Origin of the sequence: Massilia rhizosphaerae (assembly GCF_016093545.1) — a bacterium.
Classification (GTDB): domain Bacteria; phylum Pseudomonadota; class Gammaproteobacteria; order Burkholderiales; family Burkholderiaceae_D; genus Telluria; species Telluria rhizosphaerae.
This window is the reverse complement of record NZ_JADKYX010000003.1, coordinates 35257-53948: the sequence shown is the minus strand read 5'-3', so window position 1 is coordinate 53948 and position 18692 is coordinate 35257. Positions and strand designations below refer to the sequence as shown.

General features: G+C 67.3%; 17 protein-coding genes. 10 read left to right on the top strand and 7 right to left on the bottom strand.

From position 1 onward, the window contains the following. Position 1: 1 nt before the first annotated feature. Positions 2-565 carry a DUF4390 domain-containing protein gene (locus ISF28_RS05885; protein WP_370663393.1) on the bottom strand — a complete coding sequence of 188 codons (564 nt, stop codon included), beginning with the start codon at positions 563-565 and terminating at the stop codon, positions 2-4. Between the two features lie 42 nt (positions 566-607). Further along, positions 608-2170: a 16S rRNA (cytosine(967)-C(5))-methyltransferase RsmB gene (rsmB, locus tag ISF28_RS05880; RefSeq protein WP_198116234.1), complete on the bottom strand. Its 1563-nt coding sequence runs from the start codon at positions 2168-2170 to the stop codon at positions 608-610. Between the two features lie 182 nt (positions 2171-2352). Here rsmB and argS point away from each other — a divergent pair, with 182 nt between their 5' ends. Genes argS through ISF28_RS05840 form a run of 8 tightly spaced genes read left to right on the top strand, consistent with a single transcriptional unit; the run spans position 2353 to position 9003 of the window. After that, positions 2353-4080 (top strand): arginine--tRNA ligase, encoded by a 1728-nt coding sequence (argS, locus tag ISF28_RS05875; RefSeq protein WP_198116233.1) that lies wholly within the window; start codon positions 2353-2355, stop codon positions 4078-4080. Between the two features lie 26 nt (positions 4081-4106). After that, positions 4107-4808, top strand: a complete 702-nt coding sequence (locus tag ISF28_RS05870) for an SPOR domain-containing protein (protein ID WP_198116232.1) — start codon at positions 4107-4109, stop codon at positions 4806-4808. A 9-nt stretch (positions 4809-4817) separates the two neighbouring features. Continuing rightward, entirely contained in the window at positions 4818-5495 is a 678-nt protein-coding gene (locus ISF28_RS05865) for a thiol:disulfide interchange protein DsbA/DsbL (protein ID WP_198116231.1), read from the top strand. Beyond that, on the top strand, positions 5492-6295 hold the full coding sequence (locus tag ISF28_RS05860) for an SDR family oxidoreductase (RefSeq protein WP_198116230.1): 804 nt from the start codon (positions 5492-5494) through the stop codon (positions 6293-6295). Before ISF28_RS05865 ends, ISF28_RS05860 begins: the two co-directional genes overlap by 4 nt. Continuing rightward, positions 6292-7056, top strand: coding sequence for a biotin--[acetyl-CoA-carboxylase] ligase (locus ISF28_RS05855; protein WP_198116229.1), 765 nt, complete (start codon positions 6292-6294; stop codon positions 7054-7056). Before ISF28_RS05860 ends, ISF28_RS05855 begins: the two co-directional genes overlap by 4 nt. A gap of 17 nt (positions 7057-7073) precedes the next feature. Then, positions 7074-7838 carry a type III pantothenate kinase gene (locus ISF28_RS05850; RefSeq protein WP_198116228.1) on the top strand — a complete coding sequence of 255 codons (765 nt, stop codon included), beginning with the start codon at positions 7074-7076 and terminating at the stop codon, positions 7836-7838. Positions 7839-7848: 10 nt separating this feature from the next. Continuing rightward, positions 7849-8622: an SPOR domain-containing protein gene (locus tag ISF28_RS05845; protein WP_198116227.1), complete on the top strand. Its 774-nt coding sequence runs from the start codon at positions 7849-7851 to the stop codon at positions 8620-8622. Positions 8623-8634: 12 nt separating this feature from the next. Then, positions 8635-9003: a nuclear transport factor 2 family protein gene (locus ISF28_RS05840; RefSeq protein WP_198116226.1), complete on the top strand. Its 369-nt coding sequence runs from the start codon at positions 8635-8637 to the stop codon at positions 9001-9003. Positions 9004-9021: 18 nt separating this feature from the next. Here the strand turns inward: ISF28_RS05840 and ISF28_RS05835 are convergent, their stop codons facing one another. Then, positions 9022-9942, bottom strand: coding sequence for a DMT family transporter (locus ISF28_RS05835; RefSeq protein WP_198116225.1), 921 nt, complete (start codon positions 9940-9942; stop codon positions 9022-9024). Positions 9943-10042: 100 nt separating this feature from the next. Here ISF28_RS05835 and ISF28_RS05830 point away from each other — a divergent pair, with 100 nt between their 5' ends. Further along, a complete protein-coding gene (locus tag ISF28_RS05830) occupies positions 10043-10930 on the top strand; it encodes a helix-turn-helix domain-containing protein (RefSeq protein WP_198116224.1) in 888 nt (295 codons plus the stop codon). A gap of 34 nt (positions 10931-10964) precedes the next feature. Here ISF28_RS05830 and lpxD read toward each other — a convergent pair whose 3' ends face one another. Both lpxD and ISF28_RS05820 read right to left on the bottom strand, forming a co-directional pair. Then, positions 10965-12023, bottom strand: a complete 1059-nt coding sequence (gene lpxD, locus ISF28_RS05825; protein WP_198116223.1) for a UDP-3-O-(3-hydroxymyristoyl)glucosamine N-acyltransferase — start codon at positions 12021-12023, stop codon at positions 10965-10967. A 188-nt stretch (positions 12024-12211) separates the two neighbouring features. After that, entirely contained in the window at positions 12212-15304 is a 3093-nt protein-coding gene (locus ISF28_RS05820) for a TonB-dependent receptor (RefSeq protein ID WP_198116222.1), read from the bottom strand. A 562-nt stretch (positions 15305-15866) separates the two neighbouring features. Between ISF28_RS05820 and ISF28_RS05815 the strand changes: the two genes are divergently transcribed. Next, positions 15867-16517: a hypothetical protein gene (locus tag ISF28_RS05815; protein ID WP_198116221.1), complete on the top strand. Its 651-nt coding sequence runs from the start codon at positions 15867-15869 to the stop codon at positions 16515-16517. A 17-nt stretch (positions 16518-16534) separates the two neighbouring features. On the opposite strand, the gene ISF28_RS05810 is transcribed toward ISF28_RS05815, so the two are convergent. Then, positions 16535-17521, bottom strand: a complete 987-nt coding sequence (locus ISF28_RS05810) for a septal ring lytic transglycosylase RlpA family protein (protein WP_229518907.1) — start codon at positions 17519-17521, stop codon at positions 16535-16537. A gap of 52 nt (positions 17522-17573) precedes the next feature. Further along, positions 17574-18689: a rod shape-determining protein RodA gene (rodA, locus tag ISF28_RS05805; RefSeq protein WP_198116219.1), complete on the bottom strand. Its 1116-nt coding sequence runs from the start codon at positions 18687-18689 to the stop codon at positions 17574-17576. Positions 18690-18692 lie beyond the last annotated feature (3 nt).

Sequence of the window (18692 nt, the reverse complement as noted above, 5' to 3'; positions counted from 1 at the left end):
CTTACTCCGCACGGTAGGTGAAGGTCTTCTTGTGCGAGGCCAGGCGCCAGTCGGCATTGTTGAAGGCATCGACCTGCAGCGGCTTCAACAGGTATTCGCGGTCCATGTACATGCGCATGGTGACGTTGTAGGTCTCGCCGGGCTTGAGCGCGCCCTTGGAGGCGATCAGCCAGCGGGCCGGGCGGCGGATCGCGAGCAGGGCCTCGTCGAGCGTGTCGAAGTTCTGCTGGATGCTGCCGGGGGTGGACACGTGGTAGACCCGGAACAGCACGTCATAGTTCAGCTTGACCGTGTGGCGCGCGGCGACGGCGCGGTCGTCGGTCCACCACCAGCGCGGCCGGGTCAGCTCGATCTCGGTGGTGAACGACAGCGGCACGCCGTGCTGGATGGCCTGCTCCAGGCCCGGCGTCAGGTCGAACGAATAGGCGGCCGACAGCCGGTAGCCGTCGTCGGAGGACTCGATGCTGGCACGGGTGATTTCGATCCCTTCGGCCGCCTGCGCCGTGGCGCATGTCAATGCCAGCATCAGCTGGCAGGCGAGGAGGAGGAAAAATCGTACAGTCACTAGGGCCAGAGCCTTACAAAGCGTTGTCGGGATTGCTCACGCTCAGGCCTTGTGGAACAGGGCGTAGAACAGACCGTCATGATCGTGCCCGGCGCCACTTCGAGGAAGCAGTTGGCCCGGCGCATCGAGACGGACCGCACCGTGACGCGCCGCGAAGGCGGCGGCCTGCGCTTCCGATTCCTGCGGCCAGAGCGAACATGTCACGAACAGCAATTTACCATCGGGCCGGAGCATCTGCCAAAGATTGTCGAGTATTTTGCTGGAAAGTGTTGCAAGTTGGTGGGTGTCGCTCTTGCGGCGCAGCCAGCGGATGTCCGGGTGGCGCCGCACGATGCCGGACGCCGTGCACGGCACGTCGGCGAGGATACGATCGTATTGACGGCCGTCCCACCAATCCGTGGCCTCGGCCGCCCCCGCCTTGACGGTCGCGGACAGGCCCAGGCGCTGCAGGTTCTGGTCGACGCGGACCAGGCGGCGCGCATCGGCATCCAGCGCGGTCAGGTCGACGTCGGCCGTCTCCAGGATGTGGCCGCTCTTGCCGCCCGGGGCCGCGCAGGCGTCCAGCACGCGCATGCCGCCCTTCACGTCCAGCAGCGGCGCGGCCAGTTGGGCGCCCGCGTCCTGCACGGAGACGAGGCCCTCGGCAAAGCCGGGGATCTGCGTCACGCCCACGGCCTGCGCCAGGCGCACGGCGCTGGGGCCCACCTGCTCGGCGCGCATGCCGGCGGCAAGCAGGGTCTGCAGATAGGTGTCGACGTCCGTCTTGCGCCGGTTCACGCGCAGGGTCAGCGGCGGCTGGCGGTTGCCGGCCACGAGGACGTCCTGCCAGTTGCCCGGATACGCGCTGCGCACCGAGTCGATCCACCATTGCGGGTAATTCCACTGCGCGACCGGTTCGCGCAGCGCGGCGCCGACCAGTTGCTCGCGCTCGCGCAGGAAGCGGCGCAGCACGGCGTTCACCATTGCCTTCGCATGGGCGAAATCCGGATGGGCGCCGGCAGCAAAGACGGCCTGGTCGACGACCGTGAAGGCGTCATAGGGCGGCTCGCTGCCCTCGGGCGGGTCGAGCAGCGCCAGCGCGCACTCCAGCAGGCCGGCCAGCATGGCGGGCTCGGGCGCCTTGCTCGTCATCAGACCGAGCAGAACGTCGCTGCGTCCCAGCTGGCGCATGGCGCGGTAGGCGATGTCCTGGATGGCGCCGCGCGCCTGCGGCGGCGCGTCGTACGCCTGGAACACCTCGGCCAGCGCCTGGGGCAGCGCCACGCCGGCGCGCACGCGAGCGAGGGCACTCGCCGCCCCCAGCAGGGCGAACGCGAGGGAATCGGTACGCAGGTCGGGGCTGTAATCGAGCTGGACGGGGGCCTTCACTTCATAGCTTTGGCGCAGGCGTGGGCCCTCCTCTTTCGGACGGGACGGCGCGTAGCCGGCGTCGCGCGGGGCCGTTTCGATTTTCTGCGTGCCGCGCGGCGGCGTGCCGCCGGGGCCGCGCGGTGCGGACTGTGCCTTGCCCGGCGCGCCACCTGGCCGGGCCGGGGCGGCCTTTTTGCCGCCGTTGCGGCCCCCGGCCTTGGGTTTGAGGGTGAGCGTCGGGCGCTTTTCGGTCATGGCAATCGATCAATGCATAAAGACGCACATTGTAACGGTTACGCGTTGCGCAGGCTTAAGCGAGGCTTGTACAGGCGCCACCGGATGGTTTGCGCGTTGCGTCAAACCAGTATAATGATCGCTTAGCCTGCCGTGGCCCCGCCACCGCGCCGCACCGCCCATTATATTTTCGACCACAGTTCATGCTCGCCCAACAAAAACAAGAGATCGTTGCCCTGTTCCAGGCCGCGCTGGCCCCCATCGTAGCGGGCAGCGACCTCTCGCCCGCTGACGTTAATCCGAAAGTTGTTCTTGAACGCCCGCGCGATCCCAGCCACGGCGACATCGCCTGCAACATCGCCATGCAGCTGGCCAAGCCGCTGAAAACCAACCCGCGCGAACTGGCCACCCGCCTCGTCGCGGCGCTGCTGGCCGATCCGAAGGCGCAGGGTCTCGTCGAATCGGCCGACGTCGCCGGCCCGGGCTTCATCAACCTGCGCGTAGCGGCCGGCGCCAAGCAATCCGTCGTGCGGACCGTCCTGCAGCAGGGCGGCGCGTTCGGCCGCGGCGAGTCCGGCAACGGCCACCACGTGATCATCGAATTCGTGTCCGCCAACCCGACCGGCCCCCTGCACGTGGGCCACGGCCGCCAGGCGGCGCTGGGCGACGCGCTGTCGTCGCTGTTCGAATCGCAGGGCCACCAGGTCACCCGCGAGTTCTATTACAACGACGCCGGCGTGCAGATCCTCACGCTGGCCAACTCGGTCCAGGCGCGCGCGCGCGGCTTCCGTCCGGGCGACATCGAATGGCCGGAGTCGGCCTACAACGGCGACTACATCCAGGACATCGCCGACGACTTCCTCGCCAAGAAGACCGTGGCGGCCAGCGACGGCCAGCCGGCCACCGCCAGCGGCGACACCAACGACATCGAATCGATCCGCCGCTTCGCCGTCACCTACCTGCGCAACGAGCAGGACCAGGATTTACAAGCGTTCGGGGTCAGGTTCGACAATTACTATCTCGAGTCGTCGCTGTACACGGACGGCAAGGTCGAGGCGGCCGTGCAGGCCCTGGTCGACGCCGGCAAGACCTACGAGCAGGACGGCGCGCTGTGGCTCAAGACGACGGAATACGGCGACGACAAGGACCGCGTGATGCGCAAGTCCGACGGCACCTACACGTATTTCGTGCCGGACGTGGCGTACCACATCCAGAAGTTCAAGCGCGGCTTCGACCAGGCCATCAACATCCAGGGCAGCGACCACCACGGCACCATCGCCCGCGTGCGCGCCGGCCTGCAGGCCGTGGACATCGGCATCCCGCAGGGCTATCCCGACTACGTGCTGCACAAGATGGTCACCGTCATGAAGAACGGCGAGGAGGTCAAGATCTCCAAGCGCGCCGGTTCGTACGTGACGGTGCGCGACCTGATCGAATGGTCGGGCAACGGCGACGTGACCCGCGGCCGCGACGCGGTGCGCTTCTTCCTCATCTCGCGCAAGGCCGATACGGAATTCGTGTTCGACGTCGACGTCGCCCTCGCGACCAACGACGAGAACCCCGTCTACTACGTCCAGTACGCCCACGCGCGCATCTGCTCGGCCCTCGCGAACTGGGGCGGCGACGTGGCGCAGCTGGCGGGCGTGGACCTGTCCCCGCTGACCAATTCGCACGAATCAGGCCTGCTGGCCAAGCTGGCCGCGTACCCGGAGATGCTGCAGCGCGCGCTCGTCGAGCTGGGCCCGCACCAGGTCGCGTTCTACCTGCGCGAGCTGGCCGCCGACCTGCACAGCTACTACTTCGCGCACAAGTGGCTGCTCGACGACGACGAGCCGACCAAGCTCGCGCGCCTCGCGCTGGCGGCCGCCATCCGCCAGGTGCTGCGCAACGGCCTGGCCCTGATCGGCGTCTCGGCGCCGGAAAAGATGTAAGCGTTCCAACCCACACCCTGCTCTACATGACCGCCGTTTCCCGCCACCGTCAGCTTCGTTCCATCTCGCGCCAGCGCGGCAGCACGCTCACTGGCCTCATCATCGGCCTGATCGTCGGCCTGGCCATCGCGGTCGCGGTGGCGCTGACGATCACCAAGGGCGCCTCGCCGTTCACCGACAAGATGGCCAAGGCCGGCCGCCCGGCCGATCCGGCGCCCGGCCAGGCCCAGGATCCGAACAAGCCGATGTACGCCAACCGCGACGCCGTGCGCGAAGCGAACAAGGAGCTCACGGAAAAGGCGGCCGCGCGCAACGGCGGCACGCCGGCGGCCGGCGACGCCAAGCCGGCCGAGGCCGATCCGCTGGGCCAGGCGATCGCCGCGATGAAAGAGCCGGCGCCGGCCAAGCCGGAATCCAGGGCGGACACGCGTGTCGCCTCCGCCGCGCCCGCGGCCGCACCGGCGCCGGCAGCGGCAGGCGCCGCCACGGGCGAGTACATTTACTATCTGCAGGCGGGCGCGTTCCGCGACCTGTCCGACGCCGAAGCCGCGCGCGCCAAGCTCGCGCTGCTCGGCTTCGAAGCGGCGATCAGCGACCGCACGAGCGACAGCGGCGTGCTGCACCGCGTGCGCCTCGGCCCGTACAACCAGGTCGAAACCATGAACAAGGCACGCGCCAAGCTGCTCGACAGCGGCGTCGACGTCGCCATCGTGCGCAACCAACGTTAAGGAGCCGACATGCGCCTGCCGCGCCGCCTGTTCTGCACCGCCCTCCTCGGCCTCGCGGCCGGCACGATGTCCGCGGCAGCGCTGGCCGCCGACCCGCAAGCGGGTGCGCAATACCTCGTGCTGCCGTCGCCGCAGCCGACCGACACCGGCAAAAAAGTCGAAGTCATCGAGTTCTTCGCCTACTACTGCCCGCACTGCTACGCCTTCGAACCGGCGCTGGAAGCGTGGGTCAAGAAAGAGGGCGACGACATCGCGTTCAAGCGCGTGCACATCGCGGGCGGCGCCGGCGTGCTGCCGCAGCAGCGCCTGTTCTACACGCTGGACGCGATGGGTCTCCTGCCGCAATACCACCAGAAGGTGTTCGACGCCATGCACCAGCAGCACCTGCGCCTGTCCAGCGACGAGCAGGTGTTCGACTGGGCGGCGCAAAACGGCATCGACCGCGCCCGCTTCATCGACACCTACCGCTCGTTCGGCATCCAGGCGAAGCTGCGCCGCGCGGCCGCGATGATGGACGACTACGGCGTCGACCGCTGGCCCCTCGTCGTCATCGACGGCCGCTACATCACCTCGCCGTCGCACGTGGGCGCGGGCGCGCCCGAAGGCACGACGGAAACCCAGCAACAGCAGACGGCCTTGCAAGTGATGGACTTCCTCGTCGCGAAAGCGAAAGCGGACAAGCGATGACCGCGGCGCAGGGCCGCCGGCTGCGCGTGTTCGTCACCGGCGCATCCAGCGGCATCGGCGCCGCCCTCGCCCGGGAATACGCGGCGCGCGGCGCCGTCCTCGGCCTGCTCGGCCGCCGCGGCGACGCCCTGCGCGACCTCGCCGCCACCTTGCCCGCGCCCGGCGGCCACCACCTCTACGCCGTCGACGTGACGGACCACGCCGCACTCGCGCGCGCGGCCGCCGACTTCATCGCGCGCGCAGGCGGCGCCGACATCGTCATCGCCAGCGCCGGGGTCTCGGCCGGCACCTTGACGGAACGGCCCGGCGACCTCGCCGAGTTTGCGCACATCTTCGCCGTCAACGTGACGGCCACCGTGGCCACGTTCGCGCCGTTCATCGAGGCGATGAAGCGCGGCAGTGGCCCGCGCCGCCTCGTCGCCATCGGCAGCGTGGCCGGCATCCGCGGCATGAAAGGCGCCGGCGCCTATTGCGCGTCGAAGTCGGCCGTGCACACGTATGCGGAATCGCTCCGCCTCGAACTGCAACCCCACGGTATCCGGGTCGTGACCATCGCCCCCGGCTACATCGACACCCCGATGACCCGTCAAAACCGTTTTCCGATGCCCTTCCTGATGCCCGTCGAGCGCTTCGCGGCCGCGGCCGCGCGCGCCATCGACGCCGGCAGCAGCTACCGCGTGATCCCCTGGCCGATGGGGATCGTGGCGAAACTCCTGCGCCTGCTGCCCAACGCCGTGTTCGACGCCCTGTTCGCGCGCGCGCCGCAAAAGGCGGCAAAGGCGGAAAAGGCGGCGCCATGAATGCCGGCCGCATCGCGCATCTGTCCCGGTCCGGCGTCGCCGTCGAGGTGGTGCCGGAGACCGGCTCGACGAACGCCGACCTGCTGGCGCGCGCGCCGCACCTGAACGACCCCGTGCTGCTGGTCGCGGAACACCAGACGGCGGGGCGCGGACGCGCGGGCCGCAGCTGGCTGTCCGAGCCGGGGCACTCGCTGACGTTCTCGCTGGCCTGGCGCTTCGACGCCGGCCTGCGCGGCCTGGCCGGCCTGCCGCTCGCGGTCGGCGTCGCGCTGGCGGAAACGCTGGGCCGCCTCGGCCAGGGCGTGCTGCTGAAATGGCCCAACGACGTGCTCAAGGATGGCGACAAACTGGCCGGCATCCTCGTCGAAACGCACGTGCTGCCCGGCGGCGCGGCCTGGGCCATCGTCGGCATCGGCGTGAACCTCGTGATGCCGGATGCACTCGAAGAAAAGATTGGCCGCGGCGCCGCCGCGATGCCGTGGCTTGCGCGCATGGACCGCGACGAGCTGATGGCCGCGCTGCTCGACGGCCTGGCCGCCGCGCTGGCCCAGTTCGCGCAGCAGGGCTTCGCCCCGTTCGCCGCGCGCTGGAACAAGCTGCACGCGTGGCAGGGCCGGACCGTCGTCCTGATCGACCGGGGCGAGATCCAGCACGAAGGCCTGGCCGCCGGCGTGGACGACACGGGCCGCCTGCTGCTCGACACGGCGGCCGGGCGCGTCGCGATCGTCGCCGGCGACGTGTCGCTGCGCACGCGGGATTGACAGTCAAGGAGAACCCCATGCTGCTCTTGGTCGACGCAGGCAACACGAGAATCAAATGGGCCATCGCCGCGCCCGACGCGGCGCCCGGCGACTGGACCGCGCACGGCGCCGTGCCGCACGCGGAACTGGACCGCCTGCAGGCCGCGTGGGCCGGCCACGGGCTCGCGCGCGCGATCGTCTCGAACGTGGCGGGCCACGCGATGCAGGCGCAGTTGACGGCGCTGCTCGCCCCGCTGCTGCCGGCAGCGCCGCACTGGTTCACGTCGCGCGCCGAATTGAACGGCTTGCGCAACCGCTACCGCAACCCCGCGCAACTGGGCAGCGACCGATTCGCCGCCGCCCTCGGCGCCCGCTGCGTCGCCCCCGGCAAGGCCCTCGTCGTGGCCACGTGCGGCACCGCAACGACGGTCGACGCGGTGACGGCCGCCGGCGACTTCCTCGGCGGGATGATCCTGCCGGGCCTGGGCCTGATGCTGGGCGCGCTGGCGCGCGGCACGGCCCAGCTGCCGCAGGTGGCGCCGGGTGCCGACGCGTATGCCGCGCCGCCGACCTTCGCCGACCACACGAGCGACGCCATCCTGTCCGGCTGCCTGGCCGCGCAGGCGGGCGCGATCGAACGCGCCTGCGCCGCCCTGCCGGCCGACCTGTGCATCGTCTCGGGCGGCGCGGCGGCCAGCGTGGCGCCGCTGCTGTCCGTTCCCCACTGGATGCTGGATAATATCGTGCTGGTGGGCCTGCACGCGGCCGCGCCGCTGCTTTCTTCCGACTCCGCTTCCGCTTGAGGACTCGCTCGTGCTAAGACTCGCCTTCTGGTCCCTGCTGTTCCTGAACGCCGCCCTGTTCGCCTATGCCCAGGGCGTGCTCGGCACAAGCAAGAGCAATGAACACGAACCGGCGCGCCTCAGGCGCCAGTTCAACGCGGCCAAGATGACCTTGCTGACGCGCGAGCAGGCCGAGGCGGCCGCGAAGGCGGCGGCGCCGCCGGCGGGTGGCGACGCGGCGGCCGGCGCGGGTTCAGCCAGTGCGGCGGCCAGCGCGGCGGCCAGCGCGCCGGCATCCGCCACCGCCCCCGCCGCCACGGGTGGAGCGGCGCCCGCCCCCGTCTTCGCGTGCACGGAAATCGGCCCGTTCGATGCGGGCGACGCACGCCGCTTCGAAGCGCGCCTGGCCAAGCTCGACCTCGGCGACCGCCAGTCGCGCCAGACGGTCCAGGCGCAAGACGTGACCAGCTGGCTCGTGCACATCCCGCCGCAGGGCAGCAAGGAAGCGGCCGACAAGAAAGCTGCGGAACTGCGCGACCTGGGGGTGACCAATTTCTATGTCATGCAGGGCGATTCGCCCCTCAAGTACGCGATCTCGCTCGGCGTCTTCAAGACCGAGGCCGGCGCCCAGGCCCTGCTCGCCCAGTTGAACAAGCAGGGCGTCCACTCGGCCCGCGTCGCCCCGCGCGGACCGCAGACCACGCACTATGTCTATCGCGTGCGCAGCCTCGACGCCGCCACGCGCAAGCGCATCGAAGGCTATGCGGAGCGCTACGACGGGGCCGACGTCAAGACCTGCAACTGAACAGGAGGGCGCATGGAACCCGCACTGGTCACGCCGCCCGAATTGACGGGCATACTCGACGAACTGCGCCGGCTCGAACCGCTGTTCCACACCGGTCACGCCGCCGAACGCATCGCGGCACCGACATTCTGGGAAGTCGGCGCATCCGGCCGGCGCTACGGCAGGCAATACGTGCTCGACGTGCTGCGCGAGCGCGCCGCCGATCCGCAGCCCGACGATTGGCACGCCGAAGACTTCCACGTCGCGCCGGCCGGCGCCGATCACTATCTGCTCACCTACACGCTACACCAACCGGACCGCGTCACGCGCAGGTTGACCGTGTGGCGGCGCAGCGGCGGGCAGTGGCAGGCAATTTACCATCAAGGCACGATCGTCATCTAAGCAGGTCAATCTTGTCCGTCATGGCCGAGAACTGCGGCACGTCGGCACGTCCGGCGGCGCCACGCGGACCGCGGCGGGTTTCATGAACGCGAGCAGGTTGCCGCCGAGGACCAGCGCAACCCCGCCCAGGGCCGGCAACGTCCAGTGGTAACCCTCGAGCAGGGTCGACACGGTCAATGCCACGAGGGGGAACAGCACGGTCGAGTACGCCGCGCGGTCGGGCCCGATGCGGCCGACCAGCACCAGATAAGCCGTAAAGGCAATGACGGAGCCGGGGACGGCAAGGTAGACCAGCGCGCCCAGGTATCGGGGACTGGCGTCGATCGTGAACGGCATGCCCAGCAACAGGGCGCCGCCGCCCACGATGGTCGAGCCGATCAGCATGGCCCAGGTATTGGTCAGCAACGGGGTCAGGCCGAGTGCCTGCATCCGGCTCGACAGCAGATTGCCCGTCGAAAAACACACCGTGCCCAACAGTGCCAGCGCCAACCCCAGCAGCATGCCATGGTCGCTCCAGTGGCCCCGCATCTGCGGCAGGAACAGCAGCCCGATGCCCGCCAGGCCGAGCAGGGAACCGATCAGCACCTCGCGCCGTATCGGACGGTGCATGAAGAGGCGCTGGTTGACCGCGTTCCAGATGGGCGCCGTCGAAAAGACGACGGCCACCAGGCCGCTGGGGACCCATTGGCTGGCGTAATAGAAGCACAGGAAATTGCAGCAGAACAGAGAAATGCCTTGGGCAAGCAGATAGCGCCATGCCTCGCGCGGCGGCCACACGGGCCGGCGCGTGCCGAGCAGGAACAGGAACAGGACGGCGGCAGCGATCCAGAACCGATAGGCAATCGACACCGGCGCCGCGACGACGCCGAGCTGGAATTTGATCGCGATCCAGGTCGTGCCCCAGATGACGACGGTGAGCAGATAAAGAAAAGTATTCATGCCGACATGATCGGCGCGGCCGCCGGCGCCAACTTGTCTGGTCTTGCGCACTTTCGATGCCCTGTCGGTACGGGTCGAGGACCCATGCTAGACTTTTCCCATGCACGCCCGTCCCGCTCCCATTTCGCACGCCGTGTTCGACACCATGTGCGGCACCGACGCCACCCTCGAGCGTTTCGTGTGGCTGGGCGACGGCATGGCGGCGGCCATCTGGCAGCGCGACACCGACGAAGCGCTGACGGTGTATGCCCGGCCCGGCCACCATACGCTCTCCTGCTACCTGGGAGGCGGCTACCGCACCGAGCGCAGCGGCGCGCCCAGGCAGTATGGCGCGCCGCTGCGCCTGTGCACGCTGCCGGACGATCACGAATCGGAATGGGTGGTGCGCGACCATTTGCGGCTGCTGCACGTCTACTTCATGCCGGAGCATTTCACGCGCCGGGCGGTCGTGGAACTGGACCGCGAGCCGCGCGAGATCACCCTTGCCGACCGCACCTACTTCGAAAACGACGGCTTGCTGCGGCTGTGCCAGGCGTTGGTCGGTACGCCCTGGGACGACCCTGACAATCTGGTGCGCGCCAACGAGATCACGCACGACACATTGAGCGAACTGCTGCGCTCGCAAGGCGTCCCGCGGCGCGCGCCGCGGCTCAAGGGCGGCCTGGCGCCCCTGATGCGCCGCCGGCTCGCCGACTACATCGAAGCGAATCTGGCACAGCCGATTACGCTGGGCATGCTGGCGCAGCTGGCCTGTCTGTCGGAGTTCCACCTGGCGCGCATGTTCCGCGTGTCGTTCGGCATGCCCCCGTCGGCCTGGATCGCCCAGCGCCGCATCGAACTGGCCCGCACGCTGCTGAAGACGACGACCTTGCCTTTGCAGCAGATTGCCGACCTCTGCGGCTATGCCGACCTGTCGCATCTCGGGCATCGCTTCCGCGCGGCGATGGGCATCTCGCCGCGGCACTATCGACAGGTCATGGCACGCTGACGATGCGGCGCGCCCGGGTCAGCCGCGCGTGCGGCTACCCTGTCCGCTCCGCCTCCCCGCTCAACGCCTTCACCGCCCGCTCGAGGGCCTTGATCTTGTCCCGCATCGCCGACAGATTGCGCAGCAGCGCCGCGTTGCGCTCCCACTCCGCGTTGGGCGCCATCGGATAAAAGCCCGTGTAGCGGCCCGGCTCCATGATCGAGTTCGGGACCAGCGTGCCCGCCGTGACGTGGACGTTGTCGACGATGTCGATGTGGCCGTTGATCATCGCGGCGCCGCCGAACGTGCAGTGGCGGCCGATGTTGGCGCTGCCGGCCACGCCCACGCAGCCGGCCATCGCCGTGTGCGCGCCGATGCGGCAGTTGTGGCCGATCTGGATCAGGTTGTCGAGCTTTACCCCGTCCTCGATCACGGTGTCGTCCAGCGCGCCGCGGTCGATCGCCGTGTTCGTGCCGATGTCGACGTCGTCGCCGATCACCACGCGCCCCGTCTGCGGGATCTTGATGTAGACGCCGCCGTCCACGGCGAACCCGAAGCCGTCGCCGCCGATCACGGCGCCGGAATGGACGATGCCGCGCGCGCCGATGACGCAGCGCGCGTGGAAGGTCACGTTGGCGAAGAAGTGCGTGCCCTCGCCCACCGCGGCCTCTCGCCCGACGTAGCAACCGGCGTCGATGACCACGCGGGGCCCGACGACCGCGCCCGCCTCCACCGTGACGTGCGGACCGATGCTGGCGGTCGGGTCCACGCGCGCGCCCGCGTGCACGACGGCCGACGGGTGGATGCCCGGCGCGGGCCCGGCGGCCGGTCCGCACAGGTATTGCGCCGTGCGGGCGAAATAGGCGTACGGGTTGCTCGTGACGATGCGCGCGCCGGCGTAGCCGGCGGCGACGTCCGGCTCGTCGAGCGGCGACAGGATCAGCGCCGCCGCCCGGCTGTGCGCGGCCGCGGCCCGCAGCCGGCTGTTGCTGAGAAAGCTGATGTCCGCGGCACCCGCGCGGTCCAGCGGGGCGATACGCGTGACTTCGATGTCCGGATCGCCTTCCAGCCGGCCGCCGAAGCGTTCGACCAGCTCCATGAGTCGTGTCCCCATGCCCTCGCTCCCCTCGGGTCGTTACGTTGATGTGCGGTTCGACCGGCTGCCGGATCGGCGGTTCCGGATCTCGGAGGGGAAATCGAAGCGGTGTGAGCTAGCGCAAAAGAAAAAGCCCCGCTCGCAACCGGCGCGCAGCATGCCGGTCGAAAGCGGGGACAGGGGACGTAAAGGAGCGATCGATGCGATCAGAACTTGCCGCGGATGCCCAGCTGGAAGGTACGGCCCGGGTCGTACGAGCTGAACGCCGCGTTCGGGAACTGGAAGTAGGACTCGCGCTTGGCCTTGTTCAGGTTGACGATGTCGAACGTGATCGTCGGCCAGTTGTCGCGGCCCAGCACTTCTTCCAGGTCCACGCTGGACGAGAAGTCGGCCTGCTTGTAGGTCCGGCCGTACAGCGCCGCCGGGATCACGCCGAACTGGTTCGCCGAGGACGCCTGGCTGCCCTGCTGGTACTGGTGCGAGATGCGCGCCATGTAGCCGTGGTTCTCGTAGTAGAAGCCGAAGTTATTGCTCTTCTTGGGCACGTTCAGGGCGACGAAGCCGTTCGTGCCCTCGCCGCTGGCGCTCTGGTTGATCAGGGTGGCCGTCTCGCTGAAGCCGAAGCCGCGGATCGGCAGCAGCTTGTCGAGCGGCTGGACCCAGCCGATCTCCAGGCCGCGCACGGTCAGGATGCCGCCGGCGTTGCGCTCCTGGCTCATCACCACGGTCGCCACGTCCGGGCCGCCGCGCGCATTGATCGCCACCTGCTGGATCGGCACCAGGTTGTTGTAGGTGATGCCGTAGGCGGCCAGCGCGTTGAACGGCATCGTCAGGTTGTCGACGACCGTGAAGCCCTTCACCTTCTTCTGGAACACGGTCAGGCTGACGTAGCCTTCCCGTCCCGTGTACCAGTCGATACCCAGGTCGATATTGTTCGACAGGTAGGGCTTGAGTCCCGGGCTGCCGATGGTGCCGACGTCGGCCGACGTGCCGCTGAAGTTGATGCCCGGACGCAGCGAGTTCGGATTCGCGCGGGTCATCGTCTTCGACAGGGCGACGCGGGCCACGACGTCCTTGCGCAGCGTGATGGCCGCGGTGGCCGACGGCAGCGTGTTGTTGTAGGTGGTGTCCTGGTAGACCCACTCGGTCTGGTTCGGGTACTTGGAACCGTTCTGCGTCAAGCCGGCGTTGCGCGGATCGCTGAACGAGTTCAGGGAGCCCACGTCCTGCTTCGTGCGGACATAGCGTACGCCGGCGTTGTAGCGGACCGGGAAGCTCCCCAGCTTGGTCTCGCCGCTGAGTTCGGTGTAGAAGCCGGTCGATTTTTCGCGCACATAGCCCGAGCTGGCGCCCGTCGAGGAGCTCGTGGAATCCGGTGCGCTCGCGTTGTAGGCGTCGTAGTTCGAATCCTTGCGGAAGCGGTCCCAGTCGACGACGAGGCGGCCGTACGGACCCTGCACCAGGTAGCTCGACAGCTTGTTCAGCGGGATCAGCGAACCCTGGTACGTCAGCGGCGCGGTCTGGCCCGCCGTGTAGCCGGTGCCGTAGCCCGGATACAGCGCGCTGGCGCTGGCGCCCGGCGTGCTGGCGCCGTTGCACGGCGGCGCGCCGTTCGGCCCCTGCAGGAAGACGCTCGGATTGTTGCCGCAGACGGCGGCCTGCCATGCGGCCGAGTTGTCCTGGCCGCGGATGCGGCGGTCGATGTCGTCGTAGGCGAGACCGGCCTTCACGCTGAACTTGGCGTCGCCCCAGGTCAGGTCCGTATGAAAGCCCTTCGTGCTCGTCTCGCGCAGCTCGTTCTGGATGTTGACGCGGCCGCCGGCCCAGACGAAGTTGGCCGGGTCGTTGACGTCCTGGTTGAATGTGATGCTCGGCACGCCGCCGTTGTTCTGGAAGGTGGTGACGAGGCCGCTGCCCGCCGCCGTGATCGGCATGACGGTCGGCGCCTCGTGCCGGAACGACGACTTGGTGGCGTTTGCCTGGGCATCCAGCTTCAGGGTCGGGGTGATCTTCCACTCCATGCCCGGATTGATGCCCTTGAGGTCGGTGCGGTCGCGGCGCGGGCCGAATTCGATGAAATAGCTCGAGTTGGCGAACGTGCCCGACGTGACCGTGCAACCGTCGCTGCAGTCGCCCTTGTCGACCTGCATGTTCAACGGAATCTCGGCGCTGTTGCGGACCGCCCACGTATAGGCGATGCGCTGCATGTCGTCGTCCTTCTTGCTGTACAGCGTATCGACGTAGAAATGCAGGTTGTCCAACGGACGCCATTCCGCGCTGAGGATGGCCGAGCCCTTGTCGCGCGTGCCGAAGTAATCCATGAAGCGGCCCAGGCGCGGCAGCAGGGCGTTGTCGATCTGGTCGATCGTCATGCCCGGGTTGTTCGCCAGCAGGAACGCCTCGTTGACAGGCGTGCCGGCCACGAGGCCCGCGCCGGCGCCGGCCGGCACGGTGGCCGGAATGGTCCAGTTGCCGCCACCCGTGTGGTTGCGCGTAGGCGACGAGCTCTGCGCGGCCGACAGGTTCGGATTCGTCAGGCCCACCGTTTCGTAGCCCCGCGTGCGCGACTTCTGGCGGTTGACGGCGATGCCGGCCAGGATGCCGAACTTGTCGCCCCACGTCTTGCTCGCAACGATGGAACCGCGGCCGCCGACGCCGTCGGCGATCTGCTGCTTCTGCATCGTGCCGCTGTACGACACGTGCGTGCCCGGATTGTCGAACGGACGGGCGCTGCGCATATTGACGACGCCGGCCGCGCCGCCTTCGATCATGTCGGCCGTCGGGCTCTTGCTGACGGTCAGCTTGGTGAACAGATCGGTCGGCAGCAGGTCGAGGTCGATCTCGCGGTTCGTGTTCGCGCCGTCGATCGGACCGGACGACGCCACGGCCATCTGCGCATTGTTCAGCAGGATCTTGGTGAAGCTCGACCCCAGGCCGCGGATCTGGATGTTCATGCCCTCGCCCGTCACGTCGCGGGCGATCTGCACGCCCGGCACGCGGCTCAGCGATTCGGCGATGTTCTTGTCGGGGAATTTACCGATGTCTTCGGCGCTGATGGTGTCCTGGAAGCCGACGGCTTCCTTCTTGTCCTTGGCCGACGACAACAGACTGGCGCGGTAGCCGGTCACCTTGACGACGGCAGTATCGGCCTGGACGGTTGGTGCGACCTGGGCGGATGCGTCCTGGGCTGGCGCTGCGGTTTCCTGCGCATAGGCTTGCTGGATGAGGCCGGCGAGTACGCTCAGGCCAAGCACGACTTGCCGGCGCTGGCGGCGCCGCTGTACGGACTTCTCGATCATTACTGTCTCCTGTGTTTTTCTGTGCCAAGGACGTCCCGGTAGGCGGGCTCGATCGTTGGCAAAATCAGTGTAGGAGCACAATGTTAATGGTGTCAATCGCGCAAACAAGAATGTTATGCGCAAACATCGTAGTAACCTTCCCGTTTATATGGCGTTTACGTAAAACCTTCCATTTAATGTTTAGTTTTAATTGTATTCGCTCATGCAAAAAATGGTAGCGTATAGCAAGCAAAAAAACTGTTGCGGATGTCTGACATCTGATGACGAAGAACATCGCAACCCACGCTCCAAGACAAGTTTTCCTTGAGAAATAGCATGTGACATAGAGGATAGTCGACAAACAGAGGAAATCTAACCTCAATTAGATCAGACATCTGATGTCTATGCGAACTAAAGGAAATGTCAAACGTCGCGCCGTTCGGCGCCAAGCCCGTTTCACCAAAGGCTGACTGCACGGTGGTTCGATCACCGGAAAACGTTGAGGATGACACATCGGAATCCGACAACAGCTATACTGGCGAGAAGTTTCTATACGGAAATAATGCGATAGGCGGAGAACCTGATGAAAAGGTGCCACGGAATCACGGAGCCGTACTGGGCTGATTTGCCTGAAGACCGCCGACTCATCTGGAAATACACCAGCCGCGGCATCGGGCTGCTCCTCGCTCTTCTTGTCGCAAAGACCGGGAATGCCTACTTCGACTGGAGCCTGTCCGCGCTGACGGCGATCTTCCTGATGATCGCGATCGAAACCCAGCGCTCATACAGCAAATACAGCCCTCGCTGGCGCAAGGCCAACATCCGCCTTCTCATCTTTCTGGGCAGCTGGGGGATCGCGTTCATCGGCATCGCTTATTTTTCACAAGCGGCCTTCATCGCGAGCGCGAAAGTATTCGTGGATGAGGTGGAACCGGCGCTTCGCCGAGACCAGCATGCCTTGGTCCCATATGTCCTCGTGCCCATGTTCGCGATCGCAACGCCGATCGCCGTCATCCGGGTGATCCGCCAACTCAGCATCGAACAACTGATTTACCATTTGCCGCGGCAAGGGCTCAAGAACCTTTTCATCCGGAGGCCGTACAAGGCCACGTCGTTTGCGCCGTTCGCTTATATCGAACTGGCCTTGCTTACGGTCTGTCTGATGTACGCCTCAACGGTGGCGATGCTGGCAAAAAGTTTTATGCTCATCGTCGGCACGTTGTCCGCCGGGTGAACGCTGCCCCTGCCCGCTCAACGGCGAACGACGATGGGTTTCAGGCCGAGTCCGGCCGGCAGTTCGCGCGCCGCTTCCTGTGCCAGGGCGCGGGTTTCGAAAGGCCCGCCATAGAGGCGGTCGACGCGGCCGGCGCGCACGACTTCGACGGCCAGGTCGACGCCGGATTGCTTGAGCCTTTCGCTGATCTCCTCTGCCCGGCCGGCGCGGCCGTAGGCCCCCAGCTGCAGGTAGAAGCCGGACTTGAGCGCCGCCTTGTCGGACGCCGGGGGCGGCTCTGGCGCGCGCGCGACGGCGGCGCCGTCCGTATCAGCGCGGTCTTCCAGCATGAGGGCCGCAATGGCGGGCGGCGCCGGCGCGGCCTGCGCCGCGGATGCGGCGGCGCGGCGGTCGGACGCGAGCTGCATCTCGTCGCCGGGGAACAGGCGGTCGATCTGGACTTCGTTGCTGCCCTTGCCCAGCAGGCCCAGCTTGAGGGCCGCCGTGTAGGAGACGTCGACGATGCGGTCGGAATGGAACGGTCCGCGGTCGTTGATGCGCACGACGACGGACTTGCCATTTTGCAGGTTCGTGATGCGCGCATACGACGGGATGGGCAAGGTCGGATGCGCGGCCGTCATCTTGTACATGTCGTACGGTTCGCCCGACGACGTGCGCTGGCCGTGGAACTTCACGCCATACCAGCTGGCAATGCCCCGCTGGGAGAACGGTTCGTCGTTGACGAGCGGGACGTACGTCTGGCCGAACACGGAATACGGCTTGTTGGCGGACTTGGCGTAGGGTTCGTACTTGACGACGGCGTCGGGGGTATCCATCAGGCCGGGCGGCGGATTCGCGCCGGGACCGTCGTCCTGGTAGTAGCCGCCGCGGCCGGAACCGGCCGGGGGCAGGTTCGGAAGCGTCGGGTCGACGCGGGTGATCTTGTGCTTCCACGGCAGGGGGATCAGGCTTTTGTGCTCGCCGTTCTGGTCCGTGGTACTGCACCCCGCCATCATTGCCAGCATTGCAATGACCGCTGGGAGTAACCTCGGAACGGCCATTGCGTTCGCTTGCATATCAGGTCTGCACCAGTTTGCGGTGTCGTTGAATGCTCATCAATATACCACTGCAGAGGCCCAAAGTAATCAGCGCGGTCCCGCCGTAGCTCATGAAAGGAAGCGGAACTCCGACCACGGGCAGGATGCCGCTGACCATTCCCATATTGACGAAAGCATAAGTAAAAAACATCATCGCCACCGCGCCCGCGAGGAGGCGCGTGAACAGGTTCGGCGCATTGGCCGCGATCATCATCGCGCGCCCGATCAGCAACAGGTACAGGAACAGCAGGATCAAGTTCCCGACCAAACCGAACTCTTCGGAATATACCGAAAAAATGAAATCGGTGGTGCGCTCGGGGATGAATTCGAGATAGGCCTGCGTGCCCTTCATGTATCCCTTGCCCGACAGGCCGCCGGAGCCGATCGCGATGGTCGACTGGATGATGTGGAAACCCTTGCCGAGCGGATCGGACGTGGGGTCGATCAGCGTCATGATCCGCTCGCGCTGGTAGTCGTGCATCATCGACCAGGCCACGGGCAGCGCGGCGCAGCCGGCCGCGACCAGCCCTCCCAGCGCCTTCCACGACAGTCCGGCCAGGAAGATCACGTAGAACCCGGACGCGCCCACCAGCAGCGCCGTACCGAGGTCGGGCTGCTTGGCGATCAGGCCGAACGGGATCCCGAGCAGCAGCGCCGCCACGAGGAACGATTGCCATTTGAGGATGCCCGCGCGGGTCTGGAAATACCAGGCCAGCATCAGCGGCGTGGCGATCTTCATGATCTCGGACGGCTGGATGTCCACGCCCACGTGCAGCCAGCGCCGCGCGCCCTTCTTGATGGTGCCGACGGCCGCCACGGCCAGGAGCAGCGCGACGCCGAACGTGTACACGGGCACGGCCATGCGCAGCAGGGTTTGCGGCGGCACGATGGCCGCGACCCACATGAACACGAAGGCCGCGATGATGTTGCGGATCTGGCCTTCCAGGCGGCCGGGGAAGTCGTGGCCGGCCGAGGACAGCGTGACGAGGCCCACGCACAGCAGCAGGAACAGGATCAGCGTCAGCGCCGGATCGAAGACCGTGAAATACGGTTTGAGGCGCCGGCTGAGCGAGCGGCGTTCGGGAAAATGCGCCATGGT